Genomic DNA, 19,286 nt, shown 5'->3' on the forward strand with positions numbered 1-19,286 from the left:
ACATAGAAATTGACACTGCAAGCTCCTCGGCTCCTTGCTTCAGTGTCAGTATGTCTCGCTCATCACCTCAAGCCGCGCCAGATGGGGTCAGCTTGGCGCTTACCGTCGGTCTCGGGATTTTTGATGTGGAACGCCATCACTCGCTCGTATAGCCGTTCAAGTGTATCGGTATACAGCAATTTGGATACACCGTGTGAAGGCCCCGCAGCATCGACCGGACACCACGCGAATCGGCCACGCCGACCCAACTGTCGGCTGGATGGGGATCGTACCGCTGTGTTTACAGATCTCGAGCAGTATCTGAGGTCGCTTGCACAAGTCACTTGCAACACCCGCACTTTCGTACGGGTCTGGAACTGCGCAATCACCGTCTAGCCAAATCCAGCAGCCTTGCCGCTTGCGATAAAATGCGGGTTGGCGAAATCCTCGTCGTCACTCTGGTTGCGCTTGCCGTAGGCGAGCGGCTCACCATCCAGCGTGCGCGTCATGCCGCCGGCGGCGCGTAGCACCGCGTCACCCGCGGCCGTATCCCACTCCATGGTGCGGCCGAAGCGCGGATAGACGTCCGCCTCGGCGCCGGCGACAAGACAGAATTTCAGCGATGAGCCGACCGAGACGATCTCGGCGGCGCCAAGCGCGCGGATATAGGCGTCGGTTTCCGGCGTGTTGTGGGAGCGGCTGGCAACGACGGTCAGCGGCACCATACCGGCCCTTGCCGAAATCGACTGGCGATCGACGATCTCGTAGTCGTCATTGATCTCGATCGTTTCCGCTTTGCCCGGCCGGCCGGAAAAGAAGCGGCCGGTGCAAGGCGCGAAGACGACGCCGATCTCAGGCACGCCATGGCGAACCAGCGCGATGTTGACAGTGAAATCGGTCCTGCGGTTGACGAACTCCTTGGTGCCGTCGAGAGGATCGATCAGGAAGAAGGCGTCGCCGAGATCCGGTGCCATGATGCCGGCAGAGGCTTCCTCCTCTGCCACGCATGGAATCTCTGGAAATGCGGCACGCAGCCCGGCAAGGATGATCTTTTCGCTCTCGCGATCCGCCTCCGTCACTGGCGAATTGTCCGACTTGCTGTCGACCGCACAGCCGGCACGAAAGACGCGCATCACCTCGCGCCCTGCCGCCAAGGCAAGGTGCTCGAAGACGGCGAGCATCGCTTCGTCGTCAGATACCGCCGCCGCTGTCATATTGGTCTTCGGCAATGTCGCGCTCGATCAGCCAGTGTTCCAGGGCGTCCACCATCTCCTCGGCTGATCTGCCGAGGGTCTTGAGATGGATTTCGGGCTTTTCCGGCACCTCATACGGTGAATCGACGCCGGTGAAATTCTTGATCTCGCCATTCAACGCCCGCGCATAGAGGCCCTTCGGATCGCGCCTGGCGCATTCCTCGAAGGGTGTGTCGACAAACACCTCGACGAATTCGCCGTCGGCCATCAATTCGCGTGCCATGCGCCGCTCGGCGCTGAACGGCGAGATGAACGACACGATGACGATCAGCCCGGCGTCCGCCATCAGGCGCGCCACTTCGGCGACGCGGCGAATGTTTTCGACACGATCGGCGTCGGTGAAGCCGAGATCGCGGTTGAGGCCGTGACGGACGTTGTCGCCATCCAGAATGTAGGTATGGCGCCCGGTAGCGAACAGCTTCTTTTCGAACAGATTGGCGATGGTCGACTTGCCTGAGCCCGAAAGCCCGGTGAACCAGAACACCGCCGGCCGCTGGTTCTTCATATCGGCGCGGGCGCGCTTGCCGACATCGAGCGACTGCCAGTGGATGTTTTCGGCGCGGCGCAGCGAATGCAGGATCATGCCGGCGCCGACCGTGGCATTGGTAATGCGGTCGATCAGGATGAAGGCACCGGTGGTGCGGTTTTCGGCAAACGGATCGAAGGCGATCGGCGACCGCGTCGAGATATTGCAGATGCCGACTTCGTTCATTTCAAGCGACTTGGCCGCCTCATGGGCAAAGTCGTTGACGTTGACGCGGTATTTCAGGTCGGTGACGGTGGCGCTAGTCTGGTCGGTCTCGGTGCGCAGGATGTAGGAGCGGCCGGGCAGCAGCGCATGTTCGTCGAACCACACGATGTTGGCGGCGAACTGGTCGGCGACCTGCGGCCGCGCCGCCGGCGATACCAGCATATTGCCGCGCGAGACTTCCACCTCGTCGTCGAGGACAAGGGTGACGGCCTGGCCGGCAATAGCCTGCTGAAGATCGCCGCCATGCGAAACGATGCGCCTGACGTGCGAGGATTTGCCGGATTTGGCGACAACCACCTCGTCGCCTGGCGCAACCGAGCCGGAGGCGATGGTGCCGGCGAAGCCGCGAAAATCGAGGTTGGGACGGTTCACATATTGGACCGGAAACCGGAACGGCAATTCGACCGCGGCCCCGTCGACCGACACGGTTTCGAGATGTTCAATCAGCGTCGGGCCGGAATACCAGTCCGTCCTGTCGGAACGGCCGGTAACGTTGTCGCCATAGCGGGCCGACATAGGGATGGGCACGATCGTCTGGAAGCCGAGCTCACGTGAGAACTGTGCGTAATCCGCGACGATCCGTTCAAAAACCGCCTCGTCGAAGCCGACAAGATCGATCTTGTTAACGGCGAGCACAATGTGGCGGATGCCAAGCAGCGAGGCAATGATCGAATGCCGCCTGGTCTGACGCAATACGCCCTGGCGGGCATCGATCAGTACGATGGCGAGATCGGCGGTCGATGCACCCGTCGCCATGTTACGCGTGTATTGTTCGTGGCCGGGCGTGTCGGCGACGATGAACTTGCGCTTTGGCGTGGCGAAGAAGCGATAGGCGACGTCGATGGTAATGCCTTGCTCGCGCTCGGCCTCGAGGCCGTCGACCAGCAGCGCGAAGTCGACGTCATCGCCGGTGGTGCCGTGCTTGCGCGAATCGCGCTCGAGCGTGGCCAGCTGGTCCTCGAAAATCTGCTTGGTATCCGAAAGCAGGCGCCCGATCAGCGTCGACTTGCCGTCGTCGACCGAACCGCAGGTCAGGAAGCGCAGCAGCGACTTTCGTTCCTGCGCCGCCAGATAGTCGCGGACGCCGTCGGTCGGGGCGAGGCTCTTGGCCATGATGTGGCGCATACTCAGAAATACCCCTCGCGCTTCTTCTTTTCCATCGAGCCGGCTTCGTCGCGGTCGATCAGGCGACCTTGCCGCTCGGAAGTGCGCGCCGTGAGCATTTCGCCGACTATCGCCTCCAGAGTGTCGGCTTCCGAGTCGATCGCGCCGGTCAGCGGATAGCAGCCGAGCGTGCGGAACCGCACCATCCGGTTCTCCACTGTTTCGCCGGGCCGCAGTCGCATGCGCTCATCATCCCTCAGGATAAGCATGCCATCGCGCTCGACGACCGGCCGCTCCTTGGCCAGATACAGGGGCACGATCGGGATGTCTTCCTGAAGAATGTACTGCCAGATGTCGAGCTCGGTCCAGTTCGACAACGGGAACACCCTGATCGATTCACCGGCAGCGACGCGGGTGTTGAAAATCTTCCACATCTCCGGCCGCTGGTTCTTCGGATCCCAGACATGCTGGGCGTTGCGAAACGAGAAGATCCGCTCCTTGGCGCGCGACTTCTCCTCGTCGCGACGGGCGCCGCCGAAGGCAGCGTCAAACCCGTATTTGTCGAGTGCCTGCCGCAGGGCAACCGTCTTCATCACATGCGTATGGGTGTTGGAGCCATGGTCGAAGGGATTGATGTTGTCGCGCACGCCGTCTTCGTTGACATGGACCAGGAGGTCGAAACCGAGCTTTTGCTGCATCTGGTCGCGAAAGGCTATCATTTCGCGAAATTTCCAGGTCGTGTCGACATGGAGAAAGGGAAATGGCGGCTTGGCCGGATAGAACGCCTTCATCGCCAAGTGCATCAGCACGGACGAATCCTTGCCGACCGAATAGAGCATGACCGGCTTGGCAAAGGCCGCGGCCACCTCGCGAAAAATATGGATGGATTCAGCCTCAAGCCGCTGAAGGTGCGTAAGTGCGATGTTCATGGACTGCGAGCGTTCTTTCGTACCGATCCACGGAAGGGCCTGCATCGGAGGCGACCTTCAGTCGCCCGATTCAAACTGCACTTCCGGACAATCTATTCTCGTGCGGGCGTTCTAGCAGATCGTTCCGGTCCAGAACAATGCAAGACAGGCTTGCGGCCGAATGGTTCGGGAATGAATTTTCCATACAGCCGGGAAAATTGGGAAATTCCTGCTCAGCGACCAAATCCGCTTGGGAGCGGCAGGAAAATATTGCCTGGGCTCGGGGAGCTGAAAGCCAGGACCCCGCGGTCAGGGCGCTTGCCCGACAGTCGTCCGCCTCATTCAGCCGACGAGCAGCCGTGGCAACGATGTCGTTAAGATGAAGTGCCGATGGGGACAAGCAGCTTGTCACCGTTGTGATCGATCTCGATCATCTCACTCTTGCGGCTCGAGCGTTCCGCAAATCCTTTGTGGAAGATGATCGCGTTCATATAGGCAAACGTTATCGCCAGTGCCGCGGTTCGCAGCGGATAGTCGACCAGCGAATGAATAAGAAGAAAAGAAACCGAGAGGAACGCTGCTTTCTGGAGCGGGTCTCGGCGAATTCTAACCAATGCCGCGAAAAGCAATACGAAATAACTCGCCATCAGCAGGATGGCGGGAACTCCGCCCTCGAAGGCTATTTCAAGATATTCATTATGGGCATGATTGACGTATTGCCTAAAAATCATGCCCTCCCTTTCATAAATTTGATAGGCGTTTTGAAAATTCCCAAATCCGACACCTATCGCCCAATTGTCCTTGATGCCCTCGAGCGTGGTTCGGGCAAATTCCCCTCGCCCGAAAGCCGGGTCGATTGCCTCCAGGTCGATCTTGGTCCAGGCGCCAATCGTGTATATCGAAAGCCCGACAAAAATCAGGAGAACGCTAAACCCGCTCGCCCTCGAACGGGCTGAGAGAAATATCACGGACAATACGGTGATCGCCAACCCAATCAGAACACCGGCACGCGAACCGGCTGCCAAAAGCAGCAGCAAAAGTGTGACCAATCCCAGGAACCCCGACAAAAGGCGCCCACGGAAGAGAGCATGGTAAACGACGAAGGGGATCGACACAAAAAGCAAAGCCGCGAAATGGTTCCGGTTGGCAAAAAGCCCGGCATTGATCGTAAACGGCAACAGTCCGACAATCGCGATATCGTCAGAGAGTGAATATTGAATCGCTCCCGCCAAACCGTTGCAGATAACACCCATGAGGAAAAACGGAAGAAGTGCGCTGACCTGCTCGGCACGCAAACGCAATACGGCCAAAAAAAATGCCGCCGCGGCCAAAAGGTAAAGCAGACTTTCGATCGTGCGGCCGACGCCGACGCTGATGAAACGAAACCGGGTGTCTCCAACCCAGGGATCACCAAACAGCAGCTCCGGCCGAAACCCGTTGAAGGTGCCCGCCGGCAGCGGGAGGATTTGGAGAACCGCCAACGCCACGGCGAAGATCAGCAGCCACAAGACAGAACGGGGGCTTCGTTGGCCAGAGGTTCGCGAGAATATGGCGGCCGCCGAGACAATTGCCGCGACCTCAATCAGAGTGTCCGTGTAAAGGCCGCTGGCCGTACCACCGCCGATCAGCAGCGATACAAACAAGACCGAGCCGAGGAGATATTTGTCCCATTCCGACGGCCGATGGTTCAAGACGGATTTCTCTCGATGCTCAATTTGTGCATTACTAGCGTTCCGACATATCGAAATCGCCAGCTCTCGGCAATGGCGGCAGTCCGCAGCGTCAATGCTTGCATAGGGCAGTCAGTCGGCCCAACCGAAAAATCCAGACTCAGCCTTTGACGGTTGTATGTGCCCTCCGGAATGTTGAACCGTGCGATCTCACCGGCCGGCCCCAGACATCTGATCGACCAGAACAACTCCTTTGGAAGCTTCAGGTTGCGTGCAGAGGCGAACAGCGAAATCCTATAGGAGCCTGGGGGCAGCGCGACGTACTGCTGAAGGGCTGTGTTCTTGACCGGTGTGTTCAAAAACCGGACCGTCGCACCACTCTCGCCTTCCACCGCATCCTTGGATTTCGCAAATGTAATTTCCAGGCCCGATTGATCGCGAGTCTGCCAATCGAACGGTTTGCCGCCGGCGACCGGCTCAAACGTGCCGTTGAAAATATATCCAACCAGCTTCCGCTCTTGATCGGACAGGCTGAAAAGAAATAGCCGATATGCCGGTCCATATTCCCTCTGGCGAAAATAGCCGTTGATGACGGCACTGAGTTCGCCCGAATTTGGTGGCGCGTTTGATCCGGTCAAGTCGAGCAGCAGCCGATTTGCGAAATCGAGCCCCTCGGAGGTTTTGCTAAGGGCGTAGATCAGACTGACCCTCCAGGGCGCCTCCGCCTTGATGGCCGTCAGCACGGCTTGGTATCCATCGGGATCTGAGAGGATTTTCGGTAGGCCATCGGAGATCGTCGGAAATTGGTCTGGCCATCGCCGCAGCAATGTGTCGATCTCGCCGACAGCCCTTGACAGATCACCTGTCTCGGTCGAGTGGCCGATAGACCTCTGGAGCGCATGGATTTCCGTCTTGGACAATCCTAGGGCCTGATCGAAAAGCTTATAGGCTTCGTCTTTGTCGCCTTGCCGATATTTGATCTCACCGATCAGGCTGTAGAGACGTGCGTCGGCCAGATTGAAACGAAGCGCATCCTTGGCCCTGGCAAGCAAGGCCTCAAGGTCCGGAGCGTTATTTGTGTCGTTCAGATCGCTGGTGATCTCGCTTATCAGCGCATCGACGTTCAGCGGATCCAGCGCAAAAGAAACGGCTGGCGTTTCCGTCTCAAGTAACCGACTTAGCCCGATCGACGAAGCCGCCAATACTAGAACGGATGCGACGAACCAAACGCTTGAACGCCGGAGATTTTGCATAAGCGGGCTGGTCTGCTCCATGATCCACTTTGCCCTCAATCTTTGCTGTATCCGCGCCGTAGTTGTAATATTGGTAGTTCATGTACTTGTAGGCGTAATTGTAATCGAATTTGTTCACCGCAAACTTTGACATAGCGGCTCCGACCAGGTTCGCGCCGGCGGCTCGCAGGCGCTTCAGCGCGGTCTTGGCCGACTTACGCGTCACCTGATTTGTAGAGATGACCATCAGTGTGCCCTCAGCGAGCCGGCTGAGAATGGGAGCATCCGAAAGACCAACGATCGGTGGAGCGTCGATGATGACGACATCGAAGCGCTTGCCAAGATTGGTTATGATCAGGGCCATCTTCGGGGAAGAAAGCAGATCCGCGGGGTTCGGCGGAATCGTTCCAGAAGTCAAAACGGTCACGTTGGGATATTTGGTCGCCCTGAAAATGCTAGCGAGATCCTCCTTGCGAACGGTGTTTGTCAGCAGATTGCTGAGCCCGATCGTGTTGTCCAGACCAAATAGGCGATGAAGGTTCGGCTTCCGGAGATCGCCGTCGACAATGAGTACTCTTGCGCCAAGTGCTGCAAAATCCTGGCCGAGTTTGAACGACGTGGTCGATTTGCCTTCCGAAGGCTCCGAACTCGTGACGACCAGCGATCGTGGCGCGCCTTCCGCCCCGGAAAATTGCAGCGATGTCCGAAGCGAGCGGTAGGCCTCGGACAAGCCGGACTTCTGATCGGCGATAGCGCTTACGAGTTCCCGGTCATCGACGAGCGGCAAGATGCCGAGCATTGCCAATCCAAGCTCTTTTTCAACCTGCTCGGGATTGGTAAAGGTGTTGTTCAACAGCTCGATGACATAGATGACGGATGCGCTCATAGCCAGGAAAAGAGCCAGCGCGATCGCGACGTTGATGCTCAGGCGCGGCGAATATGGGCTATTCGGCTGGGTGGCAAAGTCCACGATTGCGGCGCTTTGCGTCTTGAGTTCGGAGCTGACACCAACCTCGTTCAGCTTGGCGATGAGGCTGTCGTATTGCGACCGGTTTGAATCTAGTTCGCGCTTAAGGATGGTGTACTTGATATTCTTATCGTTGAAGACAACCTGCTGCTTTTCCATTTCGGCAAGTTTGCTCTTAAGATCGGCTTCCTTGTTCTGTGCCTCCTGGTACTTCAACCGTAAAGAATCCGTAATGGCCAAGACGCCATTGGTATAGAGCCGCTGCAACTCCTTAATCTGCGACTGGAGCTGCTGCATTTCCGGAAAGCCGGGCTTGAGAATGCCCAACTTCTGCTGATACTGGCTCGTCAAGTCCGCGAGCTTATCGCTCAGCTTCTGCAGTCCTTCGCTTTCCAGCACGGGAGCGAGGCTCGACCCGCGGCCTTTATCAATCTGGTCCACGACCCGCCCGGCATCGAGGCGGTCCTGGATCGCGGTCGCCAGAGCAGTGTTCAGCGCCTCAATGTTCGATCCTATCAGCGATTTATCGTCGCCAGTTATCGTTATGCCCGCATCCTTTGCATAAGCGACCAACTCCTCTTCGGATTTCTGGAGCTTTTGTTTTACTTGCAAAACCTGTTCCTGAATGAATTGCCGTGCCAGGTCCGAAGTCTCACTGGTTTGATCGAGGCGTTGATCAATAAAGCTTTGCGCAACCTGGTTGGCTACGTCGCTTGCATATTTCGGTTTCTGATCGACAAACGTGATCGATAGCAGACTCGTGTTCGGAACGACGTTGACGGTGAGATCTCTTAGAATGCGTCCGATCGCAATGGCTTCGCGTTGCTCCGGAGTTTTCTCCTGAACGGTGGGCGATTTGGAAATTCCAAACGCGCGATAGAAGATGTTTCCGAGGGAAAAGTCCGCGGTGGGAAACAGGAAGTCGGGCTTTTCGCTAAGCCCTAGCTGGAAGGCAACCCGCTGGGCCAATGCACGGCTTTTGAGCTTTTCACGAGCCGTCAGGAAGGCCCGGACGTCCGCGTTTTCAGAAACCACTTCGATGTCCTGGAAGACCTTGGCCGAAGGAACCAGCACCTCCAATTGCGTGGTTGCCTGATATTTTGGCGTCTGCATCATGGTAATGATGACGCCAGCGACAAGCCCAGCTGCCGCCATCATGACGATCAGCCAGCGGTACTGGACAACGTAAAAGAGCAGCTTTATCGGGCTGAAGCCCTCATCCTGCTCCGAGTGGTCACGACCATAGGGGCTATAGTTTTGCGCACCGTCGTAATAGACGTCCGCGGACAACGCCTGGCTATGTCCTGGGCCTGCAATTTGATGCTGTCTGTTGCGATCGAGCATGGTGCGAGGTAATCCTAGGTTTGTCTGAATTCCGAAAAATCCAATCGCGATTTATAGTCCTGGGATCACTGCAAGTCGGGCTGCACTTGAGGCGACACCGAGGGCGTCCTTGAGATTGTTCATCGCAATTTTCGACTTCGAGGCGAAAACGACAATCTTGTCGCCACCATAGATGCGTGGATTGCGGGTCTTGCCACCACGAATCTCCTCGACGTTGTAATTAGCAACCAATGTGTTTGGCCCGATATTGCGATACACAAAGACCTTTTTTGCATCCCCAACGGTGTTGAACCCTCCAGCAAGGGCGATCGCATCGATGAGAGAAGAATTGCTCGACACCGGATAAATACCGGCCCTGTTGACTTCCCCATCGACGGTTATGCGCTGTCCGATCGATTCCTTGACGAAAATCGTGACGTCAGGCGACTGCAGGTATTTGGCGCCGTAAGTGGTCTCGATCTCCTGCTCCAACTGACGGACGGTTTTCCCTGCCGCGGTAATGGTGCCAATAAGCGGAAGCGAAATCTGGCCAGCAGAGTCCACTTGAACCGTTCTATTCAAGTTGTCGACCTGAAACACGTTCACCTCGAGCACATCGTTCGGAGATAGAGGCTGCTCGCTGCCGTTCTGTGTATTTTGCGGCGCAGGCAGATCCTTCACCACCCGCAGAGCGCCGCCACCTGAAAGTGGCGTGGACGATGATGTCAATTGCAGCGCATCAACGGACGAAGATGGTGTCGTCAACGAAGTGCTCGTGCATGCCGACATCGCGAGTGAAGCGAGAAGGAGCAAAGCCGTACCCATATGGCTTGCGAAACGGAAAATCCCCATCACGCTGTCCCGCCCTTGAACAAACGGGCAAATCCCCCAAACCGGCTGGCGTTGCCAGCGTTCTTCGGACGTGCTTTTCCGACCGGCTCGACGCGCCGGTTCGCCAGGATTTCGCCGGGACGTTTCAGCACCATATTGCGGGCCTCCTCTTCCCCGCATCGTTTGGCAGCAGCAGCAACCGCCTGCGAAAGCCCAGGCCGACGGCGCGTGGCGCTATGAGTGTCCGATGCGATGATATCCACCCTGCCCTCGTCAATCAGCTTTTCCGAATAATAAAGCGCCGTGCGTCCAAAAGCACCAATAATCGAGTCTGCGGTAAGCTGGATAAGGCAGCCCACTGCGTTCAACCTCTCGATAACGTCGTAATTCGTTTTGATCCAGGTCAAACGCTCGGGGTGAGTAAGAATCGGGATGAAACCGGCGTTTATGAGGCGCAGAACAAGATCCTCCATTCGTGGAGGTAGAACATGATGCGGCGGTTCGAACAGAAAATAGCGGGACCTGTTTAAAGTTGGCACACTGCCGGCGGCCAATCGATCCGGAAGATCCGGCGCTATGTGAACATCGGCACCGACGTAAAGAGCAAGTGGTATGGCGGCGCGGCGCAGCGCCTGGTGCAACTCTTGAACTGCTCGAACGATGTTCGACGTTCCGTTTTCGTATACGCCGGGCGTCACGTGCGGCGTGCACGCTATGTGGGTCGTTCCGTCTGCGACTGCCAGCCGAGCCATTTCCAGCGATTCGGCAAGACTGGGCGAGCCGTCGTCGAGGCCGGGCAAGATATGGGAATGCAGGTCGATCATGGGCGCTTGTGGCTGCAACAAAGCAATGTAGCGACGTCATCGCAAAAAGGCATAGATGCGCCACCCGTAGGAAAGCACACGACGCATTTGTCAAGTTCATGGAATGCGACGAATGCCGGGTCCCAGCTACTGGCGGACAAAGTCGTCATAATGCAGGCCGATGATCAGGGCCGCACCCCCAATTACAGCGCCGCCCAGCAGAAATGGTGCAAGGCTTAGCCCCACCCTGCCAATGGCAACAGCCGCGCCCGATGTATCCAGGGCTATACACATGCCGCCTTCCACAGGAGCGACTTTGATCGCCGCATTTGCGGGATCTTGAAGTTGCAATTGGCAACGGCACGCATCGAAGCGGACGATTGCGATCGGTCATGATGCAAGCACCGGGATGGACCAGCGCTCCAGCCTCCACCCGAAATACCGCCAGCCTCAGATATCCACACGTCGCCTTGGCTCGAGCGATCTGACCAATGCGCCAGTATGCGTTCCAGAAAATTCTGTTACCAGCAACAAAGTACGCAGCAGAAGCGCCACGTGCCTCTGCTGCCGAGCCTTGTTTACGACCAACTTAGTCGCTGACGCCGTGATCCTTGTCAGCCGTTGCAGCCAGAACACCGGCCCCAAGAGCCATGCCGCCAAAAATGAAGAGCGGCGTGTTGTTGTTTGTGTTAGGATTGCCTGTCTGGGCGGTCTTCTCAGAACCCAGGACATTAAGGCAAATCTTATTCTCGACCCGCGAGATATCAAGCGTCGAATTCGCCGGAACGCTCAGATTGCAGCCACCGACCTGAACCGAAGCCGAGCCCTTGGCGCCAACCACGACACGACTGCCGAAATCCAGCGCGCCGCCCGCTTGCGCCGGGCCGTAGCCAGCCACCTGCGAGACCATTACGTCGCCATTGACGCGGCCGAGCGATCCAATCGGATTTACGCCGTTATAGGCGGTTGCACAGGTGCACGACCCGTCCTGCGCGAAAGACGACACCGGGGCGAAGCCGGCCAACACAACAACTCCGGCCAACGCACTTTTCAAAACTAGGTTCATCCGCATCAATCCTTCTGTCCCACGTTACCTGAGGCCCACCCAACCGCTAAGGTACTCAAAAGCGCGTAACAGCTTTTTGCGGCAATTCCAACCCATATCGCAAGTGCGAGATAATTTTTGGTTTCGGTGTGGTTGACAGAACACACTGTTAGAATATCGTAATGTATCATCTTTACAGCCGGCCCCAATAACAGGGCTACCGGCGGGCCGATCTGCCATTCCTTGTGGCCGCTGAGGCTACAGTCGTCCGACGCATAAAACCTGACAGCCGACAAATGTCCTAATATCGCCCATCCAGCCTCTTTGCTTTCGATGCAGGCACTAAGAGCCTGGCGCGCAAGGCTTGTAGGTCGAGCCCGCTTGCGCAGGATGTCCGCACAGGATGCAGCGCGTCCGGAGCCTGCTCGCGATGGCCGGATGTCGGACAGCAACAAGGCGCGCCCAGCGATTTCGCCTCTTCAACCGTGGTCGACCACTCCTCGATGTGGGAAGGGGCTCAGCCGTGGGTTCAGCCGCGACTTCGCAACGTGAAGTGACGCCGTAGTGACTCGTAATGTTGGATGGCGTCCGTGTATGTTACTTCGACCTATCACGCACGGGAAAGCATTGATCACCGTGACATCGCGACCCGAGGAGATGACACGATCAAGTTATCGAAGCTCCCGGCTGGCGGCGAACACTGCAGGGTTTCCCCTATAAACCGTCCAAGCCGCTAAATTGCTAGTCGCAACACTACAAACTGTCAGAACCGCACCCTCGCCGACTGTCACCCCCGGCCCCACGACAGCTTTCGCCGCTATCCAAGCACCGGTGTCGATTTGTATTTTGCGCGTCCTCAGATCGAACGTCGGAGAATTCCAATCGTGGCTCCCTGTACACAGATAGGCGCCCTGTGACAGGCAACAGTTATCGCCTATGAAGACTGTAGCCAGATTGTCGATCCAAACCTCCTCACCAATCCAGGTATCGGCACCGATTGTGAGTCGCCAAGGAAATTTCACCCGCACACCCGGTTTAATAACAACACCATCCCCGATATTTGCACCGAATAGCCGCAAGAGAAACCGCCGGTGTGCGCTCCCCGGCAGCCAAGAACTCACGAACAGGGCAGACAGAAGCGTCCATAGCGCTTCGATCGGTAGGTTACGTCCACGCGCGAATTCTGCATTACGAAAATCCCGCAGGCGGATGGCCACGGGCTGAGCCGGCTGTGACGTTCGAGCCTCATTGCCGACGGAAGAAGCCATGCCCTTTTTCACTCGATGTTTCCTAGATCATTCATCTATAAGATGCGACAATTCGCACCGTCGTTCTCGCAATCAAAGTCAGAATGACTCCTCGACTGCACGTTCCCATTTGGCGATCTCCGCACGAAGGGCGTACAGAAAGTTAGCTTGTCCATCCCGGTGGTAGCAATTATAGCCCGCTTCCCGCAGAATGCGGTCAGTGAACTTGATATCAGACCGTGTTTTTGTAGAGGGAAAAAGCAGCCCGTCGAACTCAACCAGCAACTGCTTCGGGCGAATCCCCTTTTCGATGACGTCCCGAAGCACGGAAATTTCCGCTCCTTCGATGTCAAGTTTCAGCATTTCGAGTTGCTCAATATCGTTCTCTTCAAGTATATCTTGGAGGGTGACAGCAGGGACATCAATATAGCCGTCCGGCTGATCTAATCGCTGGCCATGTTGTATATTGACTATGGAGTGCGAAACATGGCGAGAGTCTTGGGGCGCAAAGAATCTAACCACCTCGCGTTTGCTCCAAATCGCCCTGTCGACGAACACGATTTGGCCAGGAAAGATGTTGCTTAGATCGTAGTTTCCGACCGATCGGCTCCCGCGGTACCCGCAATCTTCGTCGCCCGGCCGACCTTGGCTAACACGCTGTATCACCGATGTAACGTGTTTGACAGCGCGCGGCGTTGGATCGACGACTACAACCGAACAACCAAGTTCGCTGGCCATGCTGATGTCAAAGGAAATATCCTCACCAGCCCCGCAGCTGACGATTTTGCTGCCCCGCAATGAAGAGGTTTCGAAAACCGTCCAGCCTCCGTAACGAGTACCGAACCGCTTCAGGGTTAGTCTTGTCGGACTAATTTCAATTTTTGGCGAATACCACCAAATCTGAAGCTTTCTGCGCGCGGCATTCGCCACCGAGCCAACACCCTCTTGTCGCAACTTCGTGACAATCCTGCTGATCATGAAAAACTCTATCCTTACGAATGCGCGACGTGCTGTCAGCCACGTGATCAATCGATGCAAACGCAAGGCGGCTCGGCCGTGCGATCGTTTAGCCAGCGGTACACGCCCACTAAGGACTGAGCAATTGCCGGCCAGCAAAAGTCTCGGGCAACCCATTCCGCCCCACGCGCACCCATGGTGTGCCGTTGCTCCGAGGTCAGTGACATAGCTTGGCGCAGTGTTGCAGATAGCGGCTCAACGCCGTGGTCGATCCACCAACCGCAGCGGTTATCTTCCAGCCCATGCCAGGGTGCTCCCTTCGTCGAGATAACAGGAGTACCGCAAGCCAGGCTCTCGGCAACTGTCAGCGCAAAATTGTCATTGAGTGTCGGCAACACGAAAACTTCGGCATCTCGCATCAGCGCGTACTTCGCATCACCATAAACGGGCGCCTCAAAATGGACATTCTTTAGGCCGGCATTGTCGGCCAGCTCCCGCAGTGCTTTCATGTGCCCGACCTCGTCGGGCCCAACAATTCTTAGATGCCAATTGGGAAAGCTGGGTTCGATATCCTTCCAGGCGATCATGAGGCGGTCGAGCCCCTTCTTGGGATGGACGCGGCCCAGCGAAAGAACATAGGGGTACACGGCTTCATTCCTGGATGCAGGCGTTGCCACGCTTGGCAGCACGATCCCGTTCGGAATAATTGCAACTGGATGAGTGAGCCCATAGTCTCGAACTTCCGCGTGTTCCTGTTCGCTCGTAACATGGATGGACCTGGCAGAAGCAAAAACTGCATTTTGGTAAAGTGCGCTTGTGAGCCGCTTTTTCGAGCGCGAATAGCGCAGTGCCGCAGCTCCTAGCATTCCATGCGGCGAGATCATGTAAGGACGCCCCGTTGAGCGGGACCACTGCAGGACAGAGCGCGATGGGTGCATCCATAATCCGTGGACGTGGACGACGTCGGGTGCCCACTCGATAATGCGGCGAGCCATCTCCGGTGCATAACCGAGGGCGGCGGGTCCGAGTACCGGGAGTGCGCGGGCTGGGGCGCCTGACCAGGCTTCGCGGTCACCATCAAGCCAAAGTCGATCTTCAAGCCCAAATACCGACACCTCGAGTCCAGCATCGGCCAGGTTGCGCGACAACGCCTCCACCACAACAGAAACACCACCGCCGGCTTTCGACAGCCAACTTGTTGCAAACGCCACTCTCACAACGGCCACTCACGGCCGATGCTGCCAGGCACCCCAGCGAAAGTGGCTACCTCAAACACGGCAATTGCGCATACCCCTAAGCGTATGACGCACTTTGACCTCGCTGCCCTCAACGTACCACCGCTGATCGCGCTTTGGTCAAAGCGCAGTTGTAGGTGTTCAGCCAAGCTACTCCACCGTGAGTCATCAGGTACACGTTTCAAGTGATGCTAACCATGTGACGCTAACCATGAAAATTTTGGCCCCGGAAACTCTTTGTGTGTGGGCCGACACCGCTAGCGATCGTTGCGCTTTGCATGACTTCTCTCAGCCTAAACTGTGTCGAGCACGAGATCTCTAACGCTTGTGTCTTCCGACCCTCGTCTAACTTCCAGCAACAACCTGGTCAATTGCTGAGCAGAAGCGCTCCGCCATGTCGGTCGCATTGAATGTCACGGCCGTAGTGTCGGTCGCTGAACGCGACATTTCAGTCAGTCTAGTTTGATTAGCTAATAGGGCCGCAATGGTGACTGCTAGACTGCCAGCCTCGCCTCGCTGGAACGTCACACCGTTGCTGCCAGGTTTTAATGCCGCAATTTCGGGCATATGCGCCCAGCGATTGTCATGCACAATAGCCGGTAGACCATAACTCAGGCCGTGTATCAAGCTAAGTCCCACGCTGCCTGGATAGACGAATGCCTTGCACTGATTGGCAACAGTTGCGATTTGCTTCTCATCCACAGTACCACCGTGCCATGCGACACGATCGGTTATACCGATATCAGCACATCGCTTGCGCAGGCGCGCCTCGTCATCTCCGCCTCCAATCACATCCAACGTGACACCCTGACAACTGGGGAAGGAGAGCGCATCGAGTAGAATGTCGAGCTCCGCCTTCGGCGTGATTCGACCAATGAATAAAAGGTCACGCGGGCGGCGCGCCATCGAATAGACTGTTCGAAGGCGGACAATTTCCTCAGTTTCAATACCGTTGTTGAGTCCGAATGCTGGCTTTTTCCTCCGATTGCCACCGCCAGCATAATATTCATCAACTTCTTGTTCTGTATAGAACAGAATGGCATCTGGCACACGCATCAAGGCGTAACGGATTGCGGCGCCCCACGACCGGCTTGTGGCACTCCAATAGTGCCCCCACCAGATTGTATGCGCGCCCAACAACAGCCCCTTGAGGAGCAGGACAAGGGTCGAGAGGTTGCGAGGCGCACCGCATATAACCAGGACATCGCCACGCCTGACCGCTACCGAGCTTGCGCCTTCTTGCCAATCCAGCCCAAGCAGGAGCGGCCGCATGCGACCCAAGTCGCGCTGCCAACTCGGCCTATCTTCTTCAGCTAGAACGTCAGATAGAACGCCTAGCTCCTGCTGATTCGATGCATAAACAACGAAGGCTGATCCCAGTTTGTTCGCCATACGCTCGAATAGAGCGCGCCGGTAATTCGGTATAGCAGGCTGGACGATGGTGATGTGCCGTTTCATGTCGATCGTCCCGAATGTAACATCACCAAGCCGCCAAAAGTCTTTTACAAGGCTCCGCGCGACAGGGCCTTGGGCGTCGTCAGACTCGCGTGGTCGGCCCGTCCACCATTCCAGCCAAATAATTTCAGGCCTCGTTGACAAGCACTGCTCTCGCCCCTTGCGGCAGCGCGTCGATCACGCTTCCGTCAGGACATTGTTCTGAGTGTTCAGCTACGCTACGGTTTCCTGACTCGTCAAGCTCAGCTGCTTATATGGAACCTAACCATGCGAATCTCGGCCGCGCAAAAATTCGACAGCAGGCAATACCGGACACTCGGCATCATGTTTTTCAAGACAGTATTCTGTTTGATGTGCCTTCTGGTCGGCATATTGCCGGCGATGGCGCAGACGCGCGCACCATTCAAGCTTTTCGAGGCTCTGACGTTCGTTGAAGGCCCCCCCGACTTCCACTCGTTCGGTTTCGAGCATCTTACGATCGCGTCCCCTCACGTTCTAGGACCAGATGTTCCCGACGCCGGCCAAGTGCAGAGAGCGTTGGCATTGCCAAGGAGCAACGAATTTCTCGCCATCGACATCGAAACCTGGCGCTTGATAGGCCCGGATCAAGCATCGTCTATTGCGAAATACCAGAAGACGCTTGGCGCCTTCAGAAAGGCAGACCCAAGCGTCAAGATCGGCCTCTATAGTATGTTGCCATACAGGGACTATTGGAGAGCAATCGGCCATCAGGGTGCTGCTGCACGGGACGAATGGAAGCAGCAAAACACCACTATCGCGTCCTCCCTAATCCCTTATGTCGATGCGCTCTACCCCTCTCTTTATACATTCTATGGCGACAAGGACGCCTGGGTAATCTATGCGCAAGCCAACATCGAGGAAGCACGAAGAATCTCGCAAGGAAAACCGGTCTACTGCTTTCTGTGGCCTCAGTTTCATAAGAGCCTGGCTTTTCTGCCCGGCGACTACTGGTATGCCGAACTTGACACCTGCAGGAGGCTGGCTGACGGGATCGTGATCTGGGGCACCATCGGCCGAAATTCGCCATATTGGCCAGCCAAATGGGATGAGAAGGCGGACTGGTGGCAAGCCACCTTGAGATTCCTGAGCGAGCTTGACCGAACTCCTTAGCTGCGGCCCAACAGCGGTCGTTGCATGTCCGGCGCATTTGCCTTGCGGCGGAGTATGTCCAGTTTATCTAGCGCCTCTGAGAGCGACGAACTGCGGATATGAGCGCTCCATCACGCGTCGATGTGCCCGCAAGTCAAATGACCTCATGGCATTGACTCGGTAGATCAAGATAGTAACGATAATCCAAAGGAACGCCGAGCCCCAGAGCGCCCCTGAAAATTGCGCTCCGACGAAGGCTTGCGTAGTCAAAAGCGGCAGCAGCACCAAGCGCCTGCCGGCCAAGAACTTTATCCCCGTTGCTATCTTCACCAAAACCGGGACGAATATCGCCATGCCGACAAGCCCCATGTCTTGAAGGATCTCCACGAACATATTGTGGGGATATGAGAAGAGAGGCAGTTGCGTCCCGTAGCCCAGCAACGGGTTTTGCTGAAACAGTTCCCACGACAATGTAATTGCTTCCAAGCGTGCCGTCGTTGAATTGTTTGCTGCAGTTCCAGTCGCTGACAAATGGAACTTGTCGAGCAACGGCGTCATATCCGCGGTCGCAAATACCAATACCACGCCGGCGATAAACAACCAACCCATGATCATGGTCATGAATCTGGGACGGAGCATCGGAAACAAGATAATACAACATGCTAGGGCGACAATCGGCCCGCGAGCGGCAGCCAGATACATGGTGAATGCCGCGGCCACGGCTCCAGAAAAAATCGCAAATTTAAGAACCTTTCTTTGTGGGATTCTTATCAGAGTGTATGAGGCGATAAGTGTGGTCAGACCGGCGTGGCCTATGGAAATAGGATTCAAACGTTCGAGATAAAGCCGATCCGAGTTGTCAGTCATCACGGCAATGGATCCGCTATACTGGAGCCCAACGATACCAGCCACCGTCAATGCTCCAATAGCAAAAACGGCCCATGCCACGTTGATCTCCGACCATCTGTTCGTTGACAGGGCCAGAAAAGCACAAGGCACGATCGAAGCGGTCAGGGCAAATACAAAACCTAGCGACGCCTTACCGATCTCGGAGTTGGCATCAAGGCCAAGCTTCAACATGTAAAGTCCGAGAAAATAAAACAACCATATATTTCCGAAGCGCCATGCTTTTTGCCGATCCGAAAACAAAAACGACAGCCCACAGAGACCAACTACCAAAATGCGAAAGACGATCGAAAGGACTCCATCATCGCTTCCGGTCAAAGATGAAAGGATTGCGACTAACGGATAGCCGGCAATCGCCAGGGCAAAGCTCCAGGCCCACAAATCCTTGTGGATCGGAATGGGTTTGCTGACAAGCATAACGACGGCGGCACCTTCTGTGATAGCAACATCGATACCATGTCTCTTCCAGTCGAGACAATGGGCCGGCGCCCGGCAGCCAACGCACGTCGC

The 19,286-nt window shown here is 56.4% G+C and carries 16 protein-coding genes; 1 reads left to right on the plus strand and 15 read right to left on the minus strand.

The window, feature by feature from the left end; all coding sequences use genetic code 11:
* Positions 1-371: 371 nt before the first annotated feature.
* The 14 genes from cysQ to NKI59_RS25430 form a co-directional block, all read right to left on the minus strand.
* Entirely contained in the window at positions 372-1,160 is a 789-nt protein-coding gene (gene cysQ / locus NKI59_RS25365) for a 3'(2'),5'-bisphosphate nucleotidase CysQ (RefSeq protein WP_352624052.1), read from the minus strand.
* Positions 1,161-1,170: 10 nt separating this feature from the next.
* Complete coding sequence (cysN, locus tag NKI59_RS25370; protein WP_352707643.1) at positions 1,171-3,108, minus strand: sulfate adenylyltransferase subunit CysN; 1,938 nt, start codon at positions 3,106-3,108, stop codon at positions 1,171-1,173.
* A gap of 2 nt (positions 3,109-3,110) precedes the next feature.
* Positions 3,111-4,016: a sulfate adenylyltransferase subunit CysD gene (gene cysD, locus NKI59_RS25375; RefSeq protein ID WP_352707645.1), complete on the minus strand. Its 906-nt coding sequence runs from the start codon at positions 4,014-4,016 to the stop codon at positions 3,111-3,113.
* Positions 4,017-4,369: 353 nt separating this feature from the next.
* Positions 4,370-5,686, minus strand: coding sequence for an O-antigen ligase family protein (locus NKI59_RS25380; protein ID WP_352707647.1), 1,317 nt, complete (start codon positions 5,684-5,686; stop codon positions 4,370-4,372).
* Positions 5,683-6,939 carry a tetratricopeptide repeat protein gene (locus NKI59_RS25385; protein ID WP_352707649.1) on the minus strand — a complete coding sequence of 419 codons (1,257 nt, stop codon included), beginning with the start codon at positions 6,937-6,939 and terminating at the stop codon, positions 5,683-5,685. Before NKI59_RS25385 ends, NKI59_RS25380 begins: the two co-directional genes overlap by 4 nt.
* Positions 6,830-9,208 carry a GumC family protein gene (locus NKI59_RS25390; protein WP_352707651.1) on the minus strand — a complete coding sequence of 793 codons (2,379 nt, stop codon included), beginning with the start codon at positions 9,206-9,208 and terminating at the stop codon, positions 6,830-6,832. The genes NKI59_RS25385 and NKI59_RS25390 overlap by 110 nt, the downstream gene beginning before the upstream one ends.
* A gap of 51 nt (positions 9,209-9,259) precedes the next feature.
* Positions 9,260-10,039: a polysaccharide biosynthesis/export family protein gene (locus NKI59_RS25395; protein WP_352707653.1), complete on the minus strand. Its 780-nt coding sequence runs from the start codon at positions 10,037-10,039 to the stop codon at positions 9,260-9,262.
* The gene (locus NKI59_RS25400; protein WP_352707655.1) at positions 10,039-10,842 is read right to left on the minus strand and encodes a tyrosine-protein phosphatase; all 804 of its coding nucleotides are present in this window, start codon (positions 10,840-10,842) and stop codon (positions 10,039-10,041) included. Before NKI59_RS25400 ends, NKI59_RS25395 begins: the two co-directional genes overlap by 1 nt.
* Before the next feature lie 126 nt (positions 10,843-10,968).
* Positions 10,969-11,115, minus strand: coding sequence for a hypothetical protein (locus NKI59_RS25405; protein WP_352707657.1), 147 nt, complete (start codon positions 11,113-11,115; stop codon positions 10,969-10,971).
* Positions 11,116-11,410: 295 nt separating this feature from the next.
* Entirely contained in the window at positions 11,411-11,893 is a 483-nt protein-coding gene (locus NKI59_RS25410) for a hypothetical protein (RefSeq protein WP_352707767.1), read from the minus strand.
* 644 nt (positions 11,894-12,537) lie between these two features.
* Positions 12,538-13,146: a WcaF family extracellular polysaccharide biosynthesis acetyltransferase gene (locus NKI59_RS25415; RefSeq protein WP_352707659.1), complete on the minus strand. Its 609-nt coding sequence runs from the start codon at positions 13,144-13,146 to the stop codon at positions 12,538-12,540.
* Between the two features lie 66 nt (positions 13,147-13,212).
* A complete protein-coding gene (locus tag NKI59_RS25420; RefSeq protein WP_352707661.1) occupies positions 13,213-14,091 on the minus strand; it encodes an FkbM family methyltransferase in 879 nt (292 codons plus the stop codon).
* 47 nt (positions 14,092-14,138) lie between these two features.
* A complete protein-coding gene (locus tag NKI59_RS25425; RefSeq protein ID WP_352707663.1) occupies positions 14,139-15,296 on the minus strand; it encodes a glycosyltransferase in 1,158 nt (385 codons plus the stop codon).
* Positions 15,297-15,650: 354 nt separating this feature from the next.
* Positions 15,651-16,763 (minus strand): glycosyltransferase family 4 protein, encoded by a 1,113-nt coding sequence (locus tag NKI59_RS25430; protein ID WP_352707665.1) that lies wholly within the window; start codon positions 16,761-16,763, stop codon positions 15,651-15,653.
* A 264-nt stretch (positions 16,764-17,027) separates the two neighbouring features.
* Here NKI59_RS25430 and NKI59_RS25435 point away from each other — a divergent pair, with 264 nt between their 5' ends.
* Complete coding sequence (locus NKI59_RS25435; protein ID WP_352707667.1) at positions 17,028-17,891, plus strand: hypothetical protein; 864 nt, start codon at positions 17,028-17,030, stop codon at positions 17,889-17,891.
* Between the two features lie 63 nt (positions 17,892-17,954).
* Here the strand turns inward: NKI59_RS25435 and NKI59_RS25440 are convergent, their stop codons facing one another.
* Positions 17,955-19,193, minus strand: coding sequence for an O-antigen ligase family protein (locus NKI59_RS25440; RefSeq protein WP_352707669.1), 1,239 nt, complete (start codon positions 19,191-19,193; stop codon positions 17,955-17,957).
* Positions 19,194-19,286: the final 93 nt, after the last annotated feature.

The organism is Mesorhizobium sp. M0598 (assembly GCF_040320865.1).
Classification (GTDB): domain Bacteria; phylum Pseudomonadota; class Alphaproteobacteria; order Rhizobiales; family Rhizobiaceae; genus Mesorhizobium.

What these genes read in the sequence shown, in the direction of transcription:
- cysN (WP_352707643.1), bottom strand. Translation starts at nt 3,108, where the DNA reads ATGCGCCACATCATGGCCAAGAGCCTCGCCCCGACCGACGGCGTCCGC.
- NKI59_RS25385 (WP_352707649.1), bottom strand. Translation starts at nt 6,939, where the DNA reads ATGGAGCAGACCAGCCCGCTTATGCAAAATCTCCGGCGTTCAAGCGTT.
- cysD (WP_352707645.1), bottom strand. Translation starts at nt 4,016, where the DNA reads ATGAACATCGCACTTACGCACCTTCAGCGGCTTGAGGCTGAATCCATC.
- NKI59_RS25410 (WP_352707767.1), bottom strand. Translation starts at nt 11,893, where the DNA reads ATGCGGATGAACCTAGTTTTGAAAAGTGCGTTGGCCGGAGTTGTTGTG.
- NKI59_RS25435 (WP_352707667.1), top strand. Translation starts at nt 17,028, where the DNA reads ATGCGAATCTCGGCCGCGCAAAAATTCGACAGCAGGCAATACCGGACA.
- NKI59_RS25390 (WP_352707651.1), bottom strand. Translation starts at nt 9,208, where the DNA reads ATGCTCGATCGCAACAGACAGCATCAAATTGCAGGCCCAGGACATAGC.
- NKI59_RS25420 (WP_352707661.1), bottom strand. Translation starts at nt 14,091, where the DNA reads ATGATCAGCAGGATTGTCACGAAGTTGCGACAAGAGGGTGTTGGCTCG.
- NKI59_RS25400 (WP_352707655.1), bottom strand. Translation starts at nt 10,842, where the DNA reads ATGATCGACCTGCATTCCCATATCTTGCCCGGCCTCGACGACGGCTCG.
- NKI59_RS25440 (WP_352707669.1), bottom strand. Translation starts at nt 19,193, where the DNA reads ATGCTTGTCAGCAAACCCATTCCGATCCACAAGGATTTGTGGGCCTGG.
- NKI59_RS25430 (WP_352707665.1), bottom strand. Translation starts at nt 16,763, where the DNA reads ATGAAACGGCACATCACCATCGTCCAGCCTGCTATACCGAATTACCGG.
- cysQ (WP_352624052.1), bottom strand. Translation starts at nt 1,160, where the DNA reads ATGCTCGCCGTCTTCGAGCACCTTGCCTTGGCGGCAGGGCGCGAGGTG.
- NKI59_RS25395 (WP_352707653.1), bottom strand. Translation starts at nt 10,039, where the DNA reads ATGGGGATTTTCCGTTTCGCAAGCCATATGGGTACGGCTTTGCTCCTT.
- NKI59_RS25405 (WP_352707657.1), bottom strand. Translation starts at nt 11,115, where the DNA reads ATGTGTATAGCCCTGGATACATCGGGCGCGGCTGTTGCCATTGGCAGG.